The sequence below is a fragment of the Verminephrobacter eiseniae EF01-2 genome, from assembly GCF_000015565.1.
Classification (GTDB): domain Bacteria; phylum Pseudomonadota; class Gammaproteobacteria; order Burkholderiales; family Burkholderiaceae_C; genus Acidovorax; species Acidovorax eiseniae.
The window spans coordinates 4556759-4578982 of the sequence record NC_008786.1; the positions used below are offsets into that span (position 1 = coordinate 4556759).

A 22224-nucleotide genomic window follows, 5' to 3' on the forward strand; every position below is an offset into this window, starting at 1 on the left:
CCTCCTGCCTACATTCAAGCGCGCATCAGCGTAATCCTCGCCCCACTGTGAAAGGACAGCACCATGGCCTCCACCATCAGGATCAACAAGCCCATCGTCAGAGCCGGCGAGACCGCCTGGGTCACCTTTACTTTCATCAATAACGAGTACATGCGCATCGATGGGGATCAGATTCGTGACGTGACCGTCACCGGCGGCACGCTGAGTGCCGATTCCCTCGGAGTGCATACCATCGTTTCAAACAACATATCCTTCAAAGCCAGATTCACACCGACCCCGAACCTGGAGAAATCCGACTGCAAAATCCGCTACAACGGCTCCGGCGATATCGCCGATGGAGAGCTCACCTTCGCCGTCGACACCCTGCGGCCCACCGTTGCCAGTGCCTCGATCGCCAAAAGCGACCTGCGCCTCGGGGAAAAAACCACCATCACCATCACCTTCAGCGAACGGGTGCTGCGCGACACCTTCACGCTCGATGACCTGCAGGTGGACGCCGGCAAGGGCACTTTGAGCAACCTGCGCGTCGCCCCCTCCGACACCACGGCCACCACCACCGCCGCCACCACCTGGCTGGTCGACCTGGAGGCCCCGGCCACCCGGCCCGCGACGGGCCTCGATGGCAACCAGATACGGATCAACCTCGACGACATCACCGATGTCCCGGGCAACGCAGGCGCAAGCCGGGGGGTGAGCCTCGCCCGCTACAACATCGACGCGCCGCCCACGGTCGCCATCACGGGCCAGCCCGCCACCCTCAAGATCGGCGAGTCCTTCACCGTCACCTTCACCTTCGACGAGCGCGTCACCGGCTTTGGTGCCGAGGACATCCAGTACGACACCAGCAAAGGCACGCTGGGCGCTCTGACGGCCGTCGGCACCGACGGCAAGGTCTGGAGCGCCAGCTACACGCCCCGGTCCGGCATCGAGAGCGCCGAAAACACCATCCGCGTGAATCTCAGCGGCGTCCGGGACGTGCGGGACAACGCCGGCGTGGGCACCGCCACCAGCGGCAACTTCAGCATCGACACCGTGCGCCCCACGGTCAACGTGACGATCAGCGACGAGCGCCTCACCGCTGGCGAAACCGCCACCATCACCATCACCTTCAGCGAGCGCGTCACCGGCTTCACGAAAGAGGACATCGGCCTGTCCCGGGCCAACGGCACGCTCGGCGACCTGACCCCGGTCGGCACCGACGGCAAAACCTGGACCGCCACCTTCACCCCCACGGCCAACCTGGAGCGCCCCTACCCCTCCACCAACAGCCAGCTCACCCTGAACCTGGCCAATGTCAGGGATGCCGCAGGCAACACCGTCGCCAACAACACCTACTCGCTCCGGTACACCGTAGACACCATGGTCTTTGCGCTCAGCAGCGCCACGGTGAACCGCGACCAGTTGGTGCTGGGCTACGGCGCCGAAACGGATCTCGACGGGAACGCAGACCGCGCCCCGACCAACGAGTCCTTTACCGTGCTGGTCGATGGCACGCGCATCGACGTCAGCCGGGTGACGGTGGATGCAGCGGCCCGGACGGTCACGCTGACCCTGGCCCGCGCCGTGGCTGCCGGCCAGCAGGTGAGCATCGCCTACCAGGACACCGACACCAGCGACGGCAAAGCGCTACAGGAGGTCAACGACGGCGACGACGCGGCCAGCTTCGCGGCCACGCCGGTGACCAACCTCACCCCGTCCCCGGTCGCACCCGCCACACCGGAGGCGTCTGGGGCGTCTGGGGCGTCTGGGGCGTCTGGAGGGTCTGGAGGGTCTGGAGGGTCTGGAGGGTCTGGAGGGTCTGGGGCGCTGGACTCCGACTACGACAGTGTGCCCAACGCCCAGGAGGACCAGGCCCCCGGCCTGCTGCGCCCCGATGGCTCGGCCGGCCCGGATGGCGACGGCAACGGCGACGGTATCCGGGACAGCCAGCAGGTCGCCGTCAGCTCGACCCGCGACCTGACCCTGGTGGCCGGCAGCCAGGACGGCAAACTGATCCCCGGCAGCAATGCGCGCATCACCGAACTGGTGCGCAACGAAGCCCCCGCCAGCCTGCCCAAGGGCATGGAAATGCCGATCGGCCTGACGCAATTCAGGGTCGGCCTGTCCGAAGGCCGCTACACCGAGAGCTTCAGCCTGTACGTAGACCCGGCGCTCGGCGTCAACGGCTACTGGGTCAAGGACAGCGCCGGCACCTGGGTGAACCTGGCCAGCGAACCCTACGGCGGCAAAATGAGCACCGAAGGCGGGCGCACGCGGCTGGACTTTGAGATTCAGGACGGCGGCCAGTACGACGCCGACGGGCTGGCCGATGGCCACATCACCGCCCTTGGCGCCGCAGCGAAGATGCCGCTGTCCATCGTCGGGCAGGCGCCGCCCCAGGTCGAGTCGCAGGGGGGGTATTGGTTCTGAGTGTCGCGTCACCGGCCATCTGTCGGTCTGCGCTGGCCATCGAAGCGCAGCGCGGCGTTGCATCGCTGGCCAATACGCTCGGTATTTGTATTGATTGGCTGCGCCTTGCGCTGCGCTCCGATGGCTGCGCGCAGCAGCCTGCGACATCTGATCGGTGACGCGACACCAAGGCGCTGGCACCCTGCCGTTGCCTGATTCCATGTCTGAATCGGACGCGAAGGCGCGGCGCAGACAGCACTTTTGCGCAAGCCCTGACCTGCGACAACCCCCCCGGGCAGCAAGCGCCGGGGTGATGGGTTGCCGGTGCGCTATATTCTGGCGCAGTGGAATTTGTTCCACGGTTGTCAGCGGTGCAAATCGTTGTTGCACCCCGCCGGGGGAGGTAACAGGCATCGAGGCATCGCTGACACCCCTCGCCTCTTACTCGTGTCTTGCGGCCCTGGCCGCAAGACACGAACGGAACCCGACCAAACTCCTGCATCCCTCCATTCCATCGAAAGGAAAGCACCGTGGCCATCGCCCACCCATCCCCTGATCAGCGCATCAGCGCATCAGCGCATCAGCGCATCAGCGCATCAGCGCATCAGCGCATCAGCGCATCAGCGCATCAGCGCATCAGCGCATCAGCGCATCAGCGCATCAGCGCATCAGCGCATCAGCGCATCAGCGCATCAGCGCATCAGCGCATCAGCGCATCAGCGCATCAGCGCATCAGCGCATCAGCGCATCAGCGCATCAGCGCATCAGCGCATCAGCGCATCAGCGCATCAGCGCATCAGCGCATCAGCGCATCAGCGCATCAGCGCATCAGCGCATCAGCGCATCAGCGCATCAGCGCATCAGCGCATCAGCGCATCAGCGCATCAGCGTAATCCTCGCCTCGTCGAAAGGATAGCACCATGGCCTCCACCATCACCATCGACAAGACCATCGTCAGAGCCGGCGAGACCGCCTTGGTCACCTTTACTTTCTACAATAAGGAGGACATGCTCGTCGTTCGGGGGCAGATTCATAACGTAACCGTCACCGGCGGCACGATGAACGCCGGTTCCCTCTCAGGGATGAATCGGACTGCAACCACCAGATTCTTCACAGCCCAATTCATACCGACCCCGGGCCTGGAGAAATCCGACGCCAAAATCCGCTACGACGGCACCGGCGATGTCGCCGATGGAGAGGTCACCTTCGCCGTCGACACCCTGCGGCCCACCGTTGCCAGTGCCTCGATCGCCAAAAGCGACCTGCGCCTCGGGGAAAAAACCACCATCACCATCACCTTCAGCGAACTGGTGACCCGCAGCAGCTTCACCATCGATGACCTGCAGATAGACGCCGGCAAGGGCACTTTGAGCAACCTGCGCGTCGCCCCCACCGACACCACGGCCACCACCACTGCCGCCACCACCTGGCTGGTCGACCTGGAGGCCCCGACCACCCGGCCCGCGACGGGCCTCGATGGCAACCAGATACGGATCAACCTCGACGGCATCACCGATGTCCCGGGCAACGCAGGCGCGGGCCGGGGGGTGAGCGTCCCGGCCCGCTACAACATCGACGACGGTGTGCCGCCCACGGTCACCATCGCGCCGGCAACCACCATCCTGCGGGCCGGCGAGACGATGAGCGTCACCTTCACCTTCAGCGAGAAGGTCACCGGCTTTGGTACCGAGGACATCCAGTACGACACCAGCAAAGGCACGCTGGGCGCTCTGACGGCGGTCGGCACCGACGGCAAGGTCTGGAACGCCACCTACACCCCCCAGCCCGGCACCGAGAGCGCCAACAACACCATCCGCGTGAACCTCAGCGGCGTCCGGGACGCGCAGGACAACGCCGGCGTGGGCACCGGCACCAGCGGCAACTTCGGCATCGACACCGTGCGCCCCACGGTCAACGTGACGATCAGCGACGCCCGCCTGACCGCTGGCGAAAGCGCCACCATCACCTTCACCTTCAGCGAGCGCGTCACCGGCTTCGCGAAAAATGCCATCGATCTGTCCCAGGCCAACGGCACGCTCGGCGACCTGACGCCGGTCGGCACCGACGGCACAACCTGGACCGCCACCTTCACCCCCACGGCCAGACTGGCGCGCACCACCAACAACCGGCTCACCCTGAACCTGTACAACGTGCGCGATGCCGCAGGCAACGCCCCGGCGGCGAACACCTACGCGTTCAACCAGTACACCGTAGACACCATGGTCTTTGTGCTCAGCAACGCCACGGTGAATCGCGAGCAGTTGGTGCTGAGCTACAGCGACGAAACGATGCTCGACGGGAACGCGGACCGTGCCCCGACCAACGAGTCCTTTACCGTGCTGGTCGATGGCACGCGCATCGATGTCAGCCGGGTGACGGTGGATGCAGCGGCCAGGACGGTGACGCTGACCCTGGCCAGCGCCGTGACCACCGGCCAGACGGTGACCGTCGCCTACCAGGACACCGACACCAGCGATAACAAGGCGGTACAGGAAGCCGGCACCGGCGACGACGCGACCAGTTTTGCGGCCAGGGCGGTGACCAACCTCACCCGGCCCCCGGTCGCACCCGCCACACCGGAGGCGCCGGATGCGCCGGACTCCGACCGCGACGGCCTGTCCAACAACCGGGAGGACCAGGCCCCCGGCCTGCTGCGCCCCGACGGCTCGGCCGGTATGGCTGGTGATGGCAACGGCGATGGCGTCAAAGACAGCCAGCAGGCCGCCGTCGCTTCGACCCGCGACCAGACCCTGGTGGCCGGCAGCCAGAACGGCAAATTGATCCCCGACAGCAACGCGCGCATCACCGAACTGGTGCGCAGCGATGCCCCGGCCAACCTGCCCAAGGGCATGGAGATGCCGATCGGCCTGACCTCATTCAAGGTATCGCTGGCCGAGGGCCGCAGCACCGAGAGCTTCAGCCTGTACGTAGATCAGGCGCTCGGCGCCAACGGCTACTGGCTCAAGAACGGCGCCGGCACCTGGGTGAACCTGGCCAGCGAACCGTATGGTGGCAAGGTGGCCAGCGAAGGCGGGCGCATGCGGCTGGACTTTCAGATCCAGGACGGCGGCCAGTACGATGCCGACGGACTGGTCAACGGCAGCATCAGCGCGCCCGGCGCCGTGGCGAAGATGCCGCTGTCCATCGTCGGGCAGTCGGCCCAGGTCGATTCGCATGGCTTTTGGTACTGACGGGCACTGATTGGCCCTGCGCACATCCGCCACGCGCGCCGTGCGGCTGCGCGTGGCGGCCAGCGATCGCTCTGGCTCGGCGTCGAACGGATGCCCGGCTTGCAAGGCCAAGTCCTGGTGTCGCGTCACCGATCATCTGTCGGTCCGCGCTGGCCATCGAAGCGCATCGCGGCGTTGCATCGCTTGCCAATACAGCTCGGTATGGGCAAGCGATGCGCCTTGCGCTGCGCTCCGATGGCTGCGCGCAGCCTACGACATCTGATCCGTGACGCGACACGGGAAACAGCCGCATGGCGCACCCGTTGCGATCAGGCATATACAATATGGCATATACATTGGAGAACCATGCCATGCCTGCCCCCCTGTTGACGCCATCCAGGCCCAAAGAGGCCAAGCTGTTTCGCAACAACCGCAGCCAGGCGGTGCGGATTCCTGTGGAGTTCGAGTTGCCCGGGGATCGTGTGATGATCCACCGCGAAGGCAGCAAACTCATCGTCGAGCCAGTGACCCGGCCAACGAACATCGTCGAACTACTGGCCGAGTGGAGGAAGGAAGCACCGCTTGGGCCAGAAGATCAGTTGTTGGCCATTCCTGACATGCCCGCCCGGCCGGAGGACATATTTTGAGCGGATATCTGCTGGACACGAACATCATCAGCGATGTGATCCGCAACCCGAACGGGCCTGCGGCACGTCGCATCGAGCAAGCCGGGCCGAAGCAGATTTTCACCAGCATCATCGTCGCAGCCGAACTGCGCTATGGCTGCGCAAAGAAGGGTTCGCCCCAGCTGCTCGCCAGGGTGGAAGGCTTGCTCGAAACGGTCCCGGTGCTGCCGCTGGATATTCCGGCTGACGCCGGATATGGCGGCATTCGCGCTGAGTTGGAGGCGGCGGGACAGTCCATCGGCATGAACGATTTGCTGATCGCCGCGCACGCCTGTGCGCTCGGCCTCACGCTGGTGACGGACAACACGCGCGAGTTCAGCCGCATCCGCAAGCTCAAGGTAGAGAACTGGCTGGAGAGATAGCGACCCGCTGTGTCGCAGGCGAGTTCCGATCGATCCCGACATCGCAGGGCGACCCGTGCAGGACTGCTGACACGCCACGATCGGCCGTCCCATGCGCACCGGGCGGCCAGCCCCACGACAATGATGACCGACAGCAAGATATTGCGCGGGCGCCGGGGGGCATTCATGCCCCGCATCCATGTCCCGATCTCCCGGGCCAAGACCGGCCCCTGGCCCGTCAAACCACGCCGGCCCGCTCCAGCATCGCGTGCAACAGCACATTGCAGCCGGCCGTGATGTGCTCGGGCTTGGCGTCTTCGATTTCGTTGTGGCTGATGCCGTCCTTGCAGGGGATGAACACCATGCCGGCGGGCGCCAGGCGCGCCATGTACACCGCGTCATGCCCGGCGCCCGAGACGGTGGGCATGTTCGAGTAGCCGAGCTTGGCGGCGGCGCGGGCCACGGCGGCCACGCAGTCGGGGTGAAAGCGTTGGGCGGGGTAGCTGGAGACCGGTTCGATATGGATCGGCAGCCCGGTGTCGGCGCTCAGTTGCGCGGCCACGGCGCGGATGTCCTGGTCCATGCGTTCGCAGTCGGCGTCGGTGGCGTTGCGCAGGTCGATGCTGAATTTGACCTGGCCCGGGATCACGTTGCGGCTGTTCGGGTGCACCTGGACCATGCCGACGGTGCCGCGGCCATGGGGGGGATGGCGCCGGGCGCAGGCCACCACTTGTTGCATCAACTGGCTGGCCACCTGCAGCGCGTCCTTGCGCAGCGCCATCGGGGTGGGGCCGGCGTGGGCTTCCATGCCGGTGACGGTGCAGTCGTACCAGCGGATGCCGAGCACGCCGCTGACCACGCCGATGGTGGTGTCGTTGTCTTGCAGCACCGGGCCTTGCTCGATGTGCGTCTCGAAGTACGCGCCTACCGGGTGCTCGCCCGGCTCCTGCGCGCCGATGTAGCCGATGCGTTCGAGCTCGCCCTTGACGGTCTTGCCCTCGGTGTCGGTGGCCGCATACGCATGTTCGAGCGTGAAGGCTTTGGCGAATACGCCCGAGCCCATCATCACCGGCACGAAGCGCGAGCCTTCTTCGTTGGTCCAGAACGCCACTTCGATCGGCGCCTCGGTCGTGATGCCGTGGTCGTTGAGCGTGCGCACCACTTCGATGCCCGCCAGCACGCCGTAGTTGCCGTCGAACTTGCCGCCCGTGGGCTGGGTGTCGATATGGCTGCCGGTCATGATCGGGGGCAGTTGGTCGTTACGGCCTGCGCGGCGCATGAAGCAGTTGCCGATTTTGTCGATGGTCACGGTCATGCCGGCTTCGCGCGCCCAGCGCGTGACCAGATCGCGCCCCTGCTTGTCCAGGTCGGTCAGGGTCAGGCGGCACACGCCGCCCTTGGGCGTGGCGCCGATCTGTGCCAGTTCCATCAGCGCGGCCCACAGGCGTTGGCCGTCGATGCGCAGTTTGCCGATGTCGGTGGTGGTGCGGGTGTCCATGTCCATGGGGGTCTCCTCGATGTGTCGGTCGGTCATTGCGCCATTCGGTCATTGCGCCATTCGGTCAGCGGGCCACGGCGGCCGGGGCCAAATGCCGGGCGCGTTTTTGCAGGGCCTGGAAGTTGGCGCCAAACGCCGGGCGCGCGATGTAGCGGCCCCGGCCTGGCTCGGCGCGTAGTTCGCCGTTGGCGTAGACCACGCGGCCCTGGCTCACGGTATGGGCGGCGATGCCGCGCACGCTGCGGCCTTCAAAGATGTTGAAGTCGCCCTTGCTGTGCTGGGTCTTGGCCGAGATGGTTTTCGTGCCCTCGGGGTCCCACAGCACCAGGTCGGCGTCGGCGCCGGCGCCGATGAAGCCTTTGCGCGGGTAGATGTTGAACAGGCGGGCCGCGTTGGCCGAGGTGATGGCCACGAATTCGCTGGGCGTCAGGCGCCCGCTATTCACGCCGGCGTCCCAGATGACGGCCATGCGCTCTTCCACGCCGCCGGTGCCATTGGGGATGTGGGCGAAGTTCTTTTGGCCCATGGCTTTTTGCGCGGCGCAAAACACGCAGTGGTCGGTGGCCGTGGTTTGCAACTGGCCCGATTGCAGGCCGCGCCAGAGCGCCTCCTGGTGGGCTTTGGGGCGAAACGGCGGGCTCATCACATGCGCTGCGGCCCGGGCGAAGTCCGGGTCGCGGTACACGCTGTCGTCGATCAGCAGGTGCCCGGCCAGCACTTCGCCGTACACGCGCTGGCCGCGCGCGCGGGCGCGGGCTATCGCGTCGGCGGCTTCCTGGCAACTGACATGCACCACATAGATCGGCACTCCGAGCACCTCGGCAATGGCGATGGCGCGCTGGGCGGCCTCGGCCTCGACCAGCGGCGGGCGGGCCAGCGGATGGCCTTCGGGGCCGGTGATGCCTTTTTTGGCCACGTCCTGCTGTAGCCGGTAGACCAGTTCGCCGTTTTCGGCATGCACCGTGGGCATGGCGCCCAGTTCCAGCGCGCGCTGGAAGCTGTTTACCAGCGTTTCGTCGTCGCACATGATGGCGTTCTTGTAGGCCATGAAGTGCTTGAAGCTGTTCACGCCTTCTTCTTGCACCAGTTGGCCCATGTCGGCGTGCACCTGCTCGCTCCACCAGGTGATGGCCACATGAAAGCCGTAGTCGGCCGCAGACTTTTCGGCCCAGCCGCGCCACTTGCGGTAGGCGGCCATGGGCGGCTCCTGCGGATCGGGGATGACGAAGTCGATGATGCTGGTCGTGCCGCCGGCCAGGCCGGCTGCCGTGCCGGTGAAAAAGTCGTCTGCGGTCACGGTGCCCATGAACGGCAGTTGCATGTGGGTGTGGGGGTCGATGCCGCCGGGCAGGATGTACTGGCCGCTGGCATCGAGGGTCTGCGCGCCGGCGGGCGCCTGCGCCGCCGCATCGGCGCCCAGCGCCACGATGCGGCCATCGACGCACAGCAGATCGGCAGTTTGTTCCCGGTCGGCGTTGACCACGGTGCCGCCGCGAATCACAAGGGCTTGGTTCATGGGGAGATCTCCTTCAGGGGCGTGGATCGGACGGGGGTCGCTTTTTCTTTGCGCTCAGGTAGTAGTAGCCGCCCGCCACGGCCAGGCTGAAGAACCAGCCCGAATCGAACAGCGTGAGCCAGAACGCAGGCATGCCGGCCATATCGACCACGCCCGACACGGCCAGATAGCCCGGCAGGCACGGCAGCACGCCCAGCAAGAACGCGATCAGCGCCTGCGGGTTCCAGCCGTTGCGGTACTCGTACTCGCCGCCACGGCGGTACAGGTCATCGACCACGAGCCGGCCGTGGCGCACCAGGTAGTAGTCGACCAGCAAGATGCCGGCGATGGCGCCCAGCAGCGTGCCGTAGCCGCCCAGCCAGGTGAACAGATAGCTGCCGGAGGTGGCCAGCAGCTTCCAGGGCATGAACAGCAGGCCGATGCCGGCGGCGATCAGGCCGCCCGTGCGAAAGCTGATTCTGGCCGGCGCGCATTGGCTGAAGTCATACGATGGCGCGACCAGGTTGGCGGCCACATTGGTGGTCAGGTTGGCCAGCAGGATGACCAGCAGGCCCAGGCCCGAAGCCAGGCTGCCCATCTGGGACAGCAGGCCGTCGGGAAACAACTGCGCCTTGCCATACAGGATGGCCGAGGCCGAGAAACCGATCACGCCGACCATGGAAAACAGCGCCATCGGCAGCGGCAGGCCGATGGCCTGGCCCAGGAACTGGTCGCGTTGCGATTTGGCAAAGCGCGTGAAGTCCGGGATGTTCAGCGCCAGCGTGGCCCAAAAGCCCACCAGACCGGTGAGCGCGGCCCAGGTTCGGGGGCCGCCTTCGACCACTTTGGCGGGCAGGTTCAGCAGTTGGCCCGAGGGCACCCTCTGCAGCAGCACCAGCACCAGCAGGATCGAGGCCGCGATCATCAGCGGCGCGGCAATCACTTCGAGCTTGCGGATCGATTCCAAGCCCTTCCAGATGAACCAGATATGCACGGCCCAGAACGCCAGAAAGCAGAAGAATTGCGAGCTGCTGATGGTCTGCCCCTGGGCCGGGCCTGCCAGCCCCAGGCCCAGGACGTTCAGAAAGCCATGCAGCGCCAGCGCGCCGAAGTAGCAGTTGATGGAAAACCACCCGCAGGCCACCAGACCACGCAGCACGGCCGGCAGATTGGCCCCTTTGACGCCGAACGACGCGCGCGCCAGCACCGGAAACGGCACCCCGTAGCGCGGCCCCACGCGCCCGATGAGCACCATCGGCACGAGCACGATGCAGTTGGCCAGAAACACCAGCCACACCGCCATCTGCCAGCTAAAGCCCTGGTCCAGCATCGAACTGGCCATGGTGTAGGTGGGCACGCACACCACCATGCCGACCCAGAGCGCGGCGAAGTCTTTCCAATTCCAGTGGCGCTGCGCGGGCGTGGTGGGCAGCAAGTCCTGGTTCGTCAGCGTCTCCGATGTGTTGCCGGGCATCTGCTGCGCCAGATCGGTGGCGCTGCCGGTACGGTGGGTCATCATGGCCTGCACTCCTGTCAAAGGCTTCGGGGGTCGGGCTCGGGGTCGGGATCGGTCATCGGCGGTTTCGGCGCGGCGCTCAGTCCGCTGCGGACAGGCGTTGCGGGTTGTTCGGATGCGTCGTCCAGTTCGCGTATGCGCCGCTGACCCGGATGCCGGTGCGCGCATCGACCTCGCCCGGTTTCAGCGCGCGCATGGTGATGCAGTCGGGCACCGGGCAGATCGATGCGCACAGGTTGCAGCCCACGCATTCCTCTTCTTTCACCTGAAAGCGCCGCACACCGTCCACCATGGCCGTGATCGCCTGGTGCGCGCTGTCTTCGCACACCGCATGGCAGCGGCCGCAGCGGATGCAGGCCGCCTGGTCGATGACCGCTTTTTCGATGTGGTTCAGGTTCAACTGCTTCCAGTCCTTGACGCTGGGCAGGGCCTGGCCTTTGAAATCTTGCGTCGTCCGGTAGCCATGCCGGTCCATGAAGTTCGACAGCCCGTCGCACATGTCCTGCACGATCTTGAAGCCGTACACCATGGCCGCCGTGCACACCTGCACCGTGCTGCAGCCGAGCGCAATGAACTGCGCCGCGTCGCGCCAGGTGCCGATGCCGCCGATGCCGCTCAGCGGCAGGCCGGCGGTGGGCGCATCGCGCGCAATCTCGGCCACCATGTGCAGCGCAATCGGCAGCACGGCCGGGCCGCAGTAGCCGCCGTGCGAACCCCAGCCATCGGTGCTCGGGATCATCTGCATGCGCTCCAGATCCACCCCCATCACCGAGTTGATGGTGTTGATCAGCGACACCGCGTCGGCCCCGCCGGCCCGGGCGGCGCGCGCGGCCTGGCGCACATCGGTGATGTTGGGCGTGAGCTTGACGATCACCGGCAGCCGGCTGTAGTGCTTACACCAGGCCGTGACCAGCGTGATGTATTCGGGCACCTGCCCCACGGCGGCGCCCATGCCGCGCTCGCTCATGCCATGGGGGCAGCCGAAGTTCAGTTCGACGCCATCGGCGCCGGTGTCTTCGACCTGCGCCAGGATGTTCTTCCAGCGCAGTTCTTCGCAGGCCACCATCAGCGAAACGATCAGCGCGCGCCCGGGCCAGCGGCGCTTGACGCGCCGGATCTCGGCCAGGTTGGTGTGCAGGGGCCGGTCGGTGATCAGTTCGATGTTGTTCAAGCCGATCACGCGGCGGTCTTGCGACATCAGCGTCGCGTAGCGCGGGCCATTGACGTTGACGACCGCCGGGTCTTCGCCCAGCGTCTTCCAGACCACGCCGCCCCAGCCGGCCTCGAAGGCGCGGGTGACGTTGATCTCCTTGTCGGTCGGCGGCGCAGAGGCCAGCCAGAACGGGTTGGGGCTTGCGATGCCCAGGAAACGGCTGCGCAGATCTGCCATGGTGCCCTCCGGTCAATGCTGCCCAAGCAAGGCTTCGTGGATCGAGAGCGCGGCCTGCTTGCCATGCTGCACGGCTTGCACGGTCAGATCCGGCCCGCCCGCGCGGCAGTCGCCGCCGGCCCAGACCCGCGCCAGACTGGTGCGGCCCAGCGCGTCGGTGGCGATGCGGCCCGCCTCCAGCGCGATGCGCCGGCCCGCCGGCTCGGCCAGATAGCGCTGGCCAATGGCCTTGAGCACCATGTCGGCCGCGAGCGTGAAGCTCTCGCCGGTCTCGACCAGCCGGCCGGCCTGCAGCGCCGTTGCGGCAAAGCGCATGCCCTGCACGGCACCGTCTGCGCACAGCAGTTCCTTGGGGCTGGCCCAGTGGCGCAGCGTCACGCCCCGGGTTTGCGCCCAGGCCCGCTCCACCGGCGATGCCGGCATGTCCTCGGCGCCGCGCCGGTAGACGATGCTCACCTCCTGCGCGCCCAGCAGGCGCGCCTGCACGGCAGCATCGATCGCCGTCATGCCGCCGCCGATGACCAGCACGCGCCGGCCCACCGGCAGCGTGGACAGGTCCGCGCTCTGGCGCAGTTCGGCAATGAAATCGACCGCGTTGCGCAGGCCCGCAGGCTCGGCCCCGGGGTTGGCCATCGGAGCGGCTGCGGAGTTCGCCCCGGGGTTGGCCCCGGGATGGACCCCAGGGTTGGCCCCGGCCACCTCCAGCCCGAGCGCATTCACGCCCGCCAGCCCCAGGCCCAGGAACACCGCGTCGTAATCGCCGAGCAGGTCGTCGAGCGCCATGTCGCGCCCCAACTGCTGGCCGGTGCGCACCTCGATGCCGCCGACCGACAGCAGCCAGGCCACCTCCTGCTGCGCGAAATCGCCGGTGGTCTTGTAGCTGGCCAGGCCATATTCATTGAGGCCGCCCGGTTTCGGACGCGCCTCGAACAGCACCACGGCGTGGCCGCGCAGCGCCAGGCCATGGGCGCAGGCCAGGCCCGCAGGCCCCGCCCCGACCACGGCCACACGGCGGCCCGTGGCCGCTGCGCGCTGGAACAGCGGCGCCCCCGGGTGGGCGAAAAAGGCATCGGTGGCGTAGCGCTGCAACCCGCCGATCGCCACCGGCTTGTCCTCATGGGTATTGCGCACACAGGCCTGCTCGCACAGCAGTTCGGTGGGGCAGACCCGGGCGCAGATGCCGCCGAGCGGGTTGGCCTGCAAGATGGCGCGCGCCGCGCCCCGGTCGTTGTCCTGCGCAATGCGCTGGATGAATGAGGGGACATCGATCCCGGTGGGGCAGGCCGTGGTGCATGGCGCGTCGTGGCAGTAGTAGCAGCGCTCGGCCTCGATCAGCGCCCGGGGCCGGGTCAGCGGCGGATGGGCGGCGCCGAAGTTGGCGGCGTAGTCAGCCGGGGTCAGGCGTGCGGCGTGCAGGCCACAGGCCCGGGTCGTGGGTGTGTCCATCGTGGTGGGGCCTCATCGTGGTGCGCGTGCCGGGGCTTGCCCGTCGCGGTCGCGGTAATCTACCAAGCCGTAAAAATTTACCAATTGGTAAAATCCCTGAAGCAAGCCCCATGCCTGTCCACCCCGGGGGGACGGCGCCCGGCTTGTCCCACAATGGTGCGATGACCGACATCCGCCAGTTCACCAACGACAGCGCCGCACGCGCCACCACCGACAAAGACCCCGCCCCCCGTGCACCCCGGGCCTCGCGCCTGCTCAAGGAGCAGGGCATCCTGGCGCAGGCCGAGAACCACTTTGCCCAGTTCGGCTTCGAGGGCGCATCGCTGGAGAGCATTGCTGCGGCCATCGGCATCAGCCGCCATAAGCTGCTGTACTACTTTCCCAGCAAGGAGGCGCTCTACCAGCGCGTGCTCGACGATGTGCTGACCCAGTGGCTGGCCAGCATGCAAGACATCTCGCACAGCGACGACCCGCAGCAGGCCCTGCGCCGCTACATCCACGCCAAGCTGCATTACTCGCGCACCCGCCCCCAGGGCGTGCAGGTGTTCGCCAAAGAGGTGATTGCCGGCGCGCCGCGCTATGGCCGGGTGATCGCCGAGCGCGTCGCACCGCTGCTCAAGACCGATGTGCGCCGCTTCGCGCGCTGGGCGCGCGAAGGGCGCATCGCCAAGGTGGACTTCACGCACCTGATGTTCATCATCTGGTCGGTCACGCAAGCCTACGCGGAACTGCAAGCGCAGTTCGCGCTGCTGCTGGGCAAGCCGGCCCTGACCGAGGGCGACTATGAAAAGGCCGAGGCGCTGATCGTGCGCATGGTGCTCAGCGCACTGGCGCCAGATGCTGCCGGCCCGGGCCAAGCGCCATGACGCCATGACGCCATGCGCCGCCTGTCGCCTGTCGCCTGCGGCGTGCGCGCAGACGCGCGGGCTGCGGCATCTGCGGCCCTTGCTGCGTCGCCTGCGGCGTGCGCGCCTGGAGGCTGTATCGTGACGGCCCCGTCTTTCAGGAACTGCCCCATGCCGAAAACCACTTTCGCACCTTTCGCGGCCATGCTCGGCGGCCTGGCCACGGTGCTGACGCTGGCCGCTTGCGCCGGCAACGGGCAGACCCCGGCAGCGCCCGGTGCCGCGGCTGCTGCGGCTGCTGCGGCTGCCCCGGGGGGACTGTGCAATGCGCAGCCGGCGCAGGTGGTGCTGGGGCAAAGCAGCACGGCATCGGTGGTGGAGTCCGCAAGGGCGCGCTCCGGCGCGCGGATGGCGCGCATCCTGCGGCCCGGGCAGACCATCACCAAGGAGTTCAACGCGCAGCGGCTCAGCCTGCAGGTGGACGGCAACGGCCGCATCATCACCGCGCGCTGCGGCTGAGCGCTGCGCGCATTGCCGTCGAGCGCGCTGCGCGTTGCAGTTGATCGCGCCGTGCGCAGGCCGTGGCGGCGGCCGCCGATCGCCCCCGATCAGCGCTCCCGATCGGCCAGAAACAGCACCTGCAAGTCGTTCAGGAAGTCCAGGCCCCGTGGCGTGGCGCGTATGCGCTCCATGCTGCGCTCGATCAGACCTTGGCGCTCGGCGCTCGCCAGACCTTCGGCGATGGCCGACAGCGGCAGGCCGGTGCGGGCCATGAAGTCCTGCGGCGCGAAGCCGTCGCACAGGCGCAGCGCGTTGAGCATGAACTCGAACGGCAGATCGGCCCGGCGCACCTCCTCGTCCTGCGCCAATGCGCGCCCGGCCAGGGCCTGCTCCATGTACCGGCCCGGTTCGCGCAGCCGCACCTGCCGCACCACCCGGTGCGCAAAGCTGAGCTTGCTGTGGGCGCCTGCGCCTATGCCCAGGTAGTCGCCAAACTGCCAGTAGTTGGTGTTGTGGGCGCATTGCTGGCCGGGCCGCGCGTAGGCCGAGATTTCGTAGCGCGCCAGCCCGGCCTGCCCGGTCAGTTGCGTGATGCGGTCGAGCATCGCATAGGCCAGGTCGTCCTCGGGCAGGGCCGGGGGAAACTTGGCGAAGCGGGTGTTGGGCTCGATCGTCAACTGGTAGACGCTGATGTGCGGCGGCTCGAGCGCCAACGCCTGGCGCAAGTCCTGCTCCAACTCTTGCAGGGTCTGGCCCGGCAGCGCGTACATGATGTCGAGGTTGAAGGTCTCGAACGCCTGGGCCGCCTCTTGCACTGCGGCCAGGGCCTGGGCGCGGTCGTGCACCCGGCCCAGGGCCGCGAGGTGCCGGTCAGCGAAACTTTGCACTCCCACCGACAAGCGTGTCACGCCCGCCGCCCGGAAGGCCCGGAAGCGCTCTTTCTCGAAGCTGCCGGGATTGGCCTCCAGCGTGATCTCGCAGGCGGGCACGAGCGGCAGGCGGGCGCGGATGGCGCCGATCAACTGGTCGATCGCGGCGGGCGAAAACAGGCTGGGCGTGCCCCCGCCGATGAAGACGCTGCGCACCATGCGGCCCCAGACCAGCGGCAGCGCCGCCTCCAGGTCGGCCATCAGCGCCGCCAGGTAGCGCTGCTCGGGCAGTGGTTCGGCGGCGCTCCCGGCGTTGCCGGCGCGCAAGGCATGCGAGTTGAAGTCGCAATAAGGGCATTTGCGCAGGCACCAGGGCAGATGCACGTACAGCGACAGCGGCGGCAGCACGGGCAACTGCAGGCTGCCGGGCCGCAGGTAATGCGCAACGTCGCGCACCGGGGCGGCCGTGATGGACGCAGCGCTGGCCATGGGCTTGGCCGGGCGGGCGCGCGCGACGGTCACAACCAGCGCTCGCGCAGCAAGGCCAGCATCTGCTGCGCTGCGCGGCCACGGTGGCTGTGGGCGTTTTTCACTTCGGCAGGCAGTTCGGCAAAGGTCTTGCCAAGCCCGGGCAGGAGCAGCACCGGGTCGAACCCGAAACCGTTGCTGCCGCGCGGCGCGCGCGTGATCTGGCCGACCACGCGGCCGACGGCGATCAGCGGCTCCGGGTCGTCGGGGCTGCGCACGGCCACCAGCGTGCTGACCAGCGCGGCGCGGCGCTCATCGATGCCTTGCATCTGCTCCAGCAAGGCGCGCACATTGTTGGCCTCGCCCCTGGCATGGCCGAACCGGGTCGCGTAGTCGGCCGTGTCCACACCCGGCAGCCCGCCAAAGGCGTCGACGCACAGGCCGGCGTCGTCGGCCAGCGCCGGCAGGCCGGTATGCGCGGCGGCAAAACGCGCCTTGGCCAGCGCGTTCTCGACGAAAGTGCGAAAAGGCTCGGCGGCCTGGCCCACGCCCAGGTCGGCCTGGCGCTGCAGTTCGACGCCCAGCGGCGCGAGCATGGTTTGCAACTCGGCCAGTTTGCCGGGGTTGTTCGATGCGAGCACGATCTTCATCGGGTCGGGATGCGCGTGGGCGCATGGTTCCTGTGCGTTGGTTGCCGTCGGTCAGTGGGGAGATCAGGGAGATCAGGGAGATCGGGCGCCCGGCCGCTGCCGCCCCGCTGCCTTTGCGGCGCGATGCGCTCGGGTCTTGCCGCGTCGGGCCATCAGGTCTTGCGCGCCGTGGCGCGGCGAATGACCTCGTTGATCGCGGCGATGGAGCGCTCGATCGTCGTCTCGTCCTGCTCCTCGACCGCTTCTTCGGGCGGCCTGGCCTGTATCGTGGAGGCAAACAGGCCGGCGCGGTCGTCGACAACCCCCTCCCGGGGGGGCGCCAGCGCATCGGGCATCTCCCACTCGAGCGCCACTGCGGTGACGTTGTCGCTGTTGTCGCCGGCCTTGCGCAAAGCCTCTTCCACCAGACCGGGCACGGCGCGCGAGACCGTGTTGCGCGCCAGCAGCCGGGCAATGTCTGCGTCGCTGAGCGTGCTCCACAGGCCATCGGAGCACAGCAGGATGCGGTCGCCCTGCTCCAGGTGCACGGGGCCGGCGAGGTCGTAAATGGGCTTGGTCGGGGAACCCAGGCAGGTAAACAGCACGTTGCGGTTGATGCGCTCTTGCCCGGGCGGCGGGGTGTTGCGCAGTTCCATGTAGGAGTGGTCGCGCGTGCGGGTCAGCAGCGCGGCATTGCGCACCATGTACAGGCGCGAGTCGCCGCAATGGATCCAACTGGCGCTGCCGGCTTGCAGCACGGCGGCCACCAGGGTCGTGCGCGGCGTGTCGGACATGCCCTTGTCGGCCGCGTAGCGCAGGATCTGGTGGTGAGCGACCAGCAGCGCATCGGTGAGGAAACCCTGCACATCGCTGAGCTGCGGCTTGGCCTGGCGCTGGAACAGCGCCGAGACGGTCTGCAATGCAAGCTGCGCCGCCACCTCGCCCTCGGGGTGTCCGCCCATGCCGTCGGCCAGCACGAACAGGCCCGACTCGCGCGTGTAGCAATAGCCCATGCGGTCTTCGTTCTTGTCTCGGCCGCCCTGGCGGCTGATCTGGAATACGGAGAACTTCATTTGGGCCTGGCTCCATGAGCGATGACTTCGGTCGACGCCTTCTGCTCACTCTTTTTCAAGTCCGACGACACCATGGTGTCGAGCTGCAACCGCATCTTCTCGGCCACCGTGAGCTTGGTGTAACGGCGCTCGCCTTCGCGGCTGAGTTCCTTTTGCAGCGCAAACACCGACTGCGGGCGCGACAGCGGGTCGAGCGCCATGCACCATTGCACCATCTCGATGAGGTTGTCGGAATACACCCCGCGCAGCTTGGTCAGCGCCAGCGCGAGGCGGTCTTTCTCGATGCGCTGGGGCACCTCGTTTGGCGGAAAACCCTGCATGCTGGCGTAGATACAGGCGCCGATCGCGTAGATGTCGGTCCACGGGCCCATCGAGGAATCGCGCCGGTACATCTCGGGGGCCGCGAAACCGGGCGTGTACATCGGGCGTATGAAGTTGCCCTCTTTGGACAGCACCTCGCGGGCCGCGCCGAAGTCGATCATCACCGCCTTGTTGCTGTCGGTGATGAAGATGTTGGCCGGCTTGATATCCAGGTGCAGCATCTTGTGCTGGTGCACGATGCGCAGGCCGCGCAGCACCTCGTCGAACAAGGAGCGGATGGTGGACTCGCGAAACACCTTTTGCGTCTTGAGGTCGCGCGCGGTGACGATGAAGTCCTGCAAGGTCGCGCCCTCCAGATAATTCATCACCATGTAGACCGTTTCGTTTTCGCGGAAGAAATTGAGCACGCTCACCACCGATGCGTGCGATATCTGCGCCAGCGCGCGCCCCTCTTCAAAAAAGCTCTTGAGCCCCAGGCGGTACAGCGAGAGCTTGTCCGACGGCACCTTGGGCAGCAACTCCCCGGGCGCGCGCGTGGCCAGCGCTGCGGGCAGGTATTCCTTGATGGCCACCTGCTGGCCTTCGGGATCCAGGGCCAGATAGACCACGCCGAAGCCGCCAGAGGACAGCCGGCGCACCACGCGGTAGCCCCCTATGAGGGTATCTGGCAGCAGAGGAGCCGGCTTGATTTTTGACATATTTTGCGAAGGAATCTGGTAGGTAGGGCGGAACCAGGATAATCGCCGGATCGCAAGCAACCATCAAAAAAATCCAATGCCAGTCTACAGCATGACCGGATACGCCAGTGCACGACATGGCACCACCGTTGCTGGCGCCGAGAGCGGGGCCCGCGCTACGCCCGCCCGCAGGCTGGGGCTGGAAATCCGTTCGGTCAACGCTCGTTTTCTGGACATAGCGTTGCGTTTGCCCGACGAATTGCGCGCTGCCGAGCCCCTGCTGCGCAGTTTGCTCACGGCCCGGCTCAAGCGCGGCAAGGTCGAGGTGCGCGTAGCGCTGGACAACGAAGACAGCCCCCATTTGCAAGACCCGCAACCGAAGCTGCTGCAGCGGCTGAACTCGTTGCAGGACTCGGTTCTGGCCTGGCTGCCGGGCGCCGCCCCCCTGAGCGTGGCCGACGCGCTGCGCCTGTGCGCCACCCCCCAGACCGGCAGCGAAGACGGGAGCCAGGCCATCGCCGCGCTGGCAGAGCAAGCGCTGGACGCGCTGATGGCTGCCCGGGAACGCGAAGGCCAGCGCCTGGTGGACGCGCTGCTGGAGCGGCTGTGGCAATTGCGCAAACTGACACAGCAAGCCGCCCCGATGGTGCCGGCGCTGGTCGAGCAGCAGCGCCAGCGCTTTCTGGAGCGCTGGAAAGAAGCCATGGCGCTGACCGATGGCGCCACCTTGCCCGAGGCGGCGCGCGAGCGCGCGCTGACGGAAGCCACGGCCTTTGCGCTGCGCATCGACGTAGCCGAAGAACTGACCCGGCTCGACGCGCACCTCGATGAAATCGAGCGCCTGCTGAAAAAGGGCGGCGAGGCAGGCAAACGCCTGGACTTCCTGATCCAGGAACTGCACCGCGAAGCCAACACCCTGGGCGCCAAATCCGCAGCGCTGGATCTGACCCGCATCAGCGTGGACATGAAGGTGCTGATCGAGCAAATGCGCGAGCAGGTGCAGAACATAGAGTGAGGTTTCAGGGCGGCACATGCCATCCGAAAACCCCTTGAAAATCAGTTGGTTAGCGTGGCTTTGGATGTCATGAGGTAGCAAGCGATTTCAGCGTAGCGCACGATTCCTGTGGGGTAAATCGTGGGGTAAATGGACTGCCCCCACGACTTCGGGACAGCGCCCGAATTTTTACCCCACAGGTTCCTCGTAAATCGCTGTGGAGATCGCGCTATGACTGAGACTGAACGCGTCACCGACAAGACGCTGCGGGCCTGGCTCAACACCGGCCCCGTGGACCGTGGCATCGGTGGCGGCCTGACCTTCGTGGCCACCGCCGCCGGAGCACTCAAGGGCCAAGCTTCCTGGATTCTTCGCTACCGCTTCGGCGGCGGCGCCCGAGAGAAGGTGCTCGGCCGCTACCCAGACCTGTCGCTCAAGGACGCCCGTGAAGCGACGCGCCAGAACCGGGCACGCATCCAGCAGGGCGTGGACGTGGCCGCCGAGAAGCGCGCAGAGCGGCTCAAGGCCCATGAACAGGTCGCCGTGGCCGCCCTCGCGCAAGCCTGGTATGACCGCCACATCGCCAAGACCTACAAACACCCCGAGGTCGTGCTTCGCGTCATCCGCCGCCACATCGAGCCGGCGATCGGCAAGCTGGGCGTGACGGAGGTCCGGCCGCTGCACATCGACAAGGTGCTCACCCGCATCCTCGATGCAGGCACGCCGACCGTGGCCAACGATGCGCTGCGCCACCTCTTCCGCATGTTCCACTTCGCCGTGAAGCGCCGCTGGATCGATGCCAACCCGGTCTCTGGCTTCGAGATCTCCGACGCAGGCGGCTTCGAAGTCTCAAGACAGCGCTGGCTGAACCGCGAGGAACTTGCCGCATTCGCCAAGGCCATGCAGGACACGCCCAACTTCGGTCGCCAGAACGAGCTGGCCGTGTGGCTGCTGCTCGCCCTGTGCGTGCGCAAGATGGAGTTGCTGTCGGCCCGGTGGACCGAGTTCGACCTGGAGCGTGGCGTCTGGTCGCTGCACCCGTCGCGCACGAAGATGAACCAGTCCATCGACATCCCGCTCGCGGCGCCGGTCCTGCGGTGGCTGGAGGAGGTCCAAGTGTTCTCGTGCAACAGCGAGTACCTGTTCCCGCCGCGCCGGCTGATCCACATGAAGGGAGGTGTGCCGAGGCGGAACCGCTTCGGCCACATCAGCCCGGACACGCTGAACGTCGCGTTGCTCCGCCTGCCGCTGGACGACATCGAGCACTTCACCGTGCATGACATGCGCCGCACGGCTCGCACCCACATGGCCGCACTGGGCGTGGACCGCTTCGTCGCGGAGCGGGCGCTGAACCACAAGGTCCGCGATGTCGAGGGCGTCTACAACCAGTACGACTACTTCGACGAGCGCAAGGTGGCGTTGGATCGATGGGCGCAACTGCTGGAGAAAGTCTCCTCCTCTTTCAAAGAGTGCGGCACCACCGCCAGGTAAGTACCAAAGTAGTGTCACTTACTTGGCAGAAGACGCGTTGAGGACCAGAAAAATGACTTTTGCACTGGCGACCGCCAACGATATCCTCCTGACCGTGGGCCAGCGTCTGCGCTTGCAGCGATTGGCTCAAGGGCTCCCCCAACGCGAATTGGTGCAGATGGCTGGCCTGTCGCTGGGAGCGCTGCGCACATTGGAAAGCAGCGGCCAGTGCTCACTGGAAACGGTGGCTCGCGTGGTCCAGTCACTGGGACTGGTGGATGAGTTGGAACACCTGTTCGTGCTCAAACGTCAATCCATCGCACAGATGGAGAGGGCCGAACTTGCCACCCAGCGACAGCGAGCGCCGCGCCAAAAGCGTCCGTAGCCTGGCGCCGCCCCAGTCATTTCGTTTATGTCATTTCGTTTATTGCGATTTTTGTTTGTTTC

20 protein-coding genes are annotated in these 22224 nt (G+C 66.7%); 11 read left to right on the forward strand and 9 right to left on the reverse strand.

The window, feature by feature from the left end; genetic code table 11:
* The first annotated feature begins 63 nt into the window (after positions 1-63).
* The 6 genes from VEIS_RS20060 to VEIS_RS20080 all read left to right on the forward strand — a co-directional run bounded on the left by VEIS_RS20060 (position 64) and on the right by VEIS_RS20080 (position 6606).
* Positions 64-2409, forward strand: coding sequence for an Ig-like domain-containing protein (locus VEIS_RS20060; RefSeq protein WP_011811836.1), 2346 nt, complete (start codon positions 64-66; stop codon positions 2407-2409).
* Positions 2410-2604, forward strand: coding sequence for a hypothetical protein (locus tag VEIS_RS29175; RefSeq protein WP_157048609.1), 195 nt, complete (start codon positions 2410-2412; stop codon positions 2602-2604). It abuts the gene before it with no gap.
* Positions 2605-3308: 704 nt separating this feature from the next.
* The gene (locus tag VEIS_RS20070; protein WP_011811837.1) at positions 3309-5579 is read left to right on the forward strand and encodes an Ig-like domain-containing protein; all 2271 of its coding nucleotides are present in this window, start codon (positions 3309-3311) and stop codon (positions 5577-5579) included.
* 117 nt (positions 5580-5696) lie between these two features.
* A complete protein-coding gene (locus VEIS_RS29180; protein ID WP_157048610.1) occupies positions 5697-5948 on the forward strand; it encodes a hypothetical protein in 252 nt (83 codons plus the stop codon).
* Positions 5930-6205 carry an AbrB/MazE/SpoVT family DNA-binding domain-containing protein gene (locus tag VEIS_RS20075; RefSeq protein ID WP_041951093.1) on the forward strand — a complete coding sequence of 92 codons (276 nt, stop codon included), beginning with the start codon at positions 5930-5932 and terminating at the stop codon, positions 6203-6205. The genes VEIS_RS29180 and VEIS_RS20075 overlap by 19 nt, the downstream gene beginning before the upstream one ends.
* Positions 6202-6606, forward strand: a complete 405-nt coding sequence (locus VEIS_RS20080) for a type II toxin-antitoxin system VapC family toxin (protein ID WP_011811839.1) — start codon at positions 6202-6204, stop codon at positions 6604-6606. The genes VEIS_RS20075 and VEIS_RS20080 overlap by 4 nt, the downstream gene beginning before the upstream one ends.
* Positions 6607-6823: 217 nt before the next feature.
* Here VEIS_RS20080 and VEIS_RS20085 read toward each other — a convergent pair whose 3' ends face one another.
* The 5 genes from VEIS_RS20085 to VEIS_RS20105 all read right to left on the reverse strand — a co-directional run bounded on the left by VEIS_RS20085 (position 6824) and on the right by VEIS_RS20105 (position 13930).
* Complete coding sequence (locus VEIS_RS20085) at positions 6824-8083, reverse strand: Zn-dependent hydrolase (protein WP_041951094.1); 1260 nt, start codon at positions 8081-8083, stop codon at positions 6824-6826.
* Positions 8084-8147: 64 nt separating this feature from the next.
* Positions 8148-9599 (reverse strand): dihydropyrimidinase, encoded by a 1452-nt coding sequence (hydA, locus tag VEIS_RS20090; RefSeq protein ID WP_011811841.1) that lies wholly within the window; start codon positions 9597-9599, stop codon positions 8148-8150.
* Positions 9600-9612: 13 nt separating this feature from the next.
* Positions 9613-11094 carry an NCS1 family nucleobase:cation symporter-1 gene (locus tag VEIS_RS20095; protein ID WP_041951095.1) on the reverse strand — a complete coding sequence of 494 codons (1482 nt, stop codon included), beginning with the start codon at positions 11092-11094 and terminating at the stop codon, positions 9613-9615.
* Between the two features lie 79 nt (positions 11095-11173).
* Positions 11174-12484, reverse strand: coding sequence for an NAD-dependent dihydropyrimidine dehydrogenase subunit PreA (gene preA, locus VEIS_RS20100; RefSeq protein WP_011811843.1), 1311 nt, complete (start codon positions 12482-12484; stop codon positions 11174-11176).
* Positions 12485-12496: 12 nt separating this feature from the next.
* On the reverse strand, positions 12497-13930 hold the full coding sequence (locus VEIS_RS20105) for an NAD(P)-dependent oxidoreductase (protein WP_011811844.1): 1434 nt from the start codon (positions 13928-13930) through the stop codon (positions 12497-12499).
* Positions 13931-14091: 161 nt separating this feature from the next.
* Between VEIS_RS20105 and VEIS_RS20110 the strand changes: the two genes are divergently transcribed.
* Both VEIS_RS20110 and VEIS_RS20115 read left to right on the forward strand, forming a co-directional pair.
* Positions 14092-14796, forward strand: coding sequence for a TetR/AcrR family transcriptional regulator (locus tag VEIS_RS20110; protein WP_011811845.1), 705 nt, complete (start codon positions 14092-14094; stop codon positions 14794-14796).
* 150 nt (positions 14797-14946) lie between these two features.
* Entirely contained in the window at positions 14947-15294 is a 348-nt protein-coding gene (locus tag VEIS_RS20115) for an I78 family peptidase inhibitor (protein WP_011811846.1), read from the forward strand.
* Between the two features lie 89 nt (positions 15295-15383).
* On the opposite strand, the gene hemW is transcribed toward VEIS_RS20115, so the two are convergent.
* The 4 genes from hemW to VEIS_RS20135 all read right to left on the reverse strand — a co-directional run bounded on the left by hemW (position 15384) and on the right by VEIS_RS20135 (position 19334).
* Positions 15384-16634 carry a radical SAM family heme chaperone HemW gene (gene hemW, locus VEIS_RS20120; RefSeq protein WP_011811847.1) on the reverse strand — a complete coding sequence of 417 codons (1251 nt, stop codon included), beginning with the start codon at positions 16632-16634 and terminating at the stop codon, positions 15384-15386.
* Between the two features lie 29 nt (positions 16635-16663).
* Positions 16664-17263: an RdgB/HAM1 family non-canonical purine NTP pyrophosphatase gene (gene rdgB, locus VEIS_RS20125; protein ID WP_011811848.1), complete on the reverse strand. Its 600-nt coding sequence runs from the start codon at positions 17261-17263 to the stop codon at positions 16664-16666.
* Positions 17264-17415: 152 nt separating this feature from the next.
* Positions 17416-18315: a PP2C family protein-serine/threonine phosphatase gene (locus VEIS_RS20130; protein ID WP_011811849.1), complete on the reverse strand. Its 900-nt coding sequence runs from the start codon at positions 18313-18315 to the stop codon at positions 17416-17418.
* Positions 18312-19334: a serine/threonine protein kinase gene (locus tag VEIS_RS20135; protein WP_011811850.1), complete on the reverse strand. Its 1023-nt coding sequence runs from the start codon at positions 19332-19334 to the stop codon at positions 18312-18314. Before VEIS_RS20135 ends, VEIS_RS20130 begins: the two co-directional genes overlap by 4 nt.
* A gap of 76 nt (positions 19335-19410) precedes the next feature.
* On the opposite strand from VEIS_RS20135, the gene VEIS_RS20140 reads away from it, so the two are divergent.
* The 3 genes from VEIS_RS20140 to VEIS_RS20150 all read left to right on the forward strand — a co-directional run bounded on the left by VEIS_RS20140 (position 19411) and on the right by VEIS_RS20150 (position 22162).
* Positions 19411-20328: a YicC/YloC family endoribonuclease gene (locus VEIS_RS20140; protein ID WP_011811851.1), complete on the forward strand. Its 918-nt coding sequence runs from the start codon at positions 19411-19413 to the stop codon at positions 20326-20328.
* A gap of 210 nt (positions 20329-20538) precedes the next feature.
* The gene (locus tag VEIS_RS20145) at positions 20539-21798 is read left to right on the forward strand and encodes a tyrosine-type recombinase/integrase (RefSeq protein WP_011811852.1); all 1260 of its coding nucleotides are present in this window, start codon (positions 20539-20541) and stop codon (positions 21796-21798) included.
* 52 nt (positions 21799-21850) lie between these two features.
* Entirely contained in the window at positions 21851-22162 is a 312-nt protein-coding gene (locus tag VEIS_RS20150; protein WP_041950223.1) for a DNA-binding protein, read from the forward strand.
* Positions 22163-22224 lie beyond the last annotated feature (62 nt).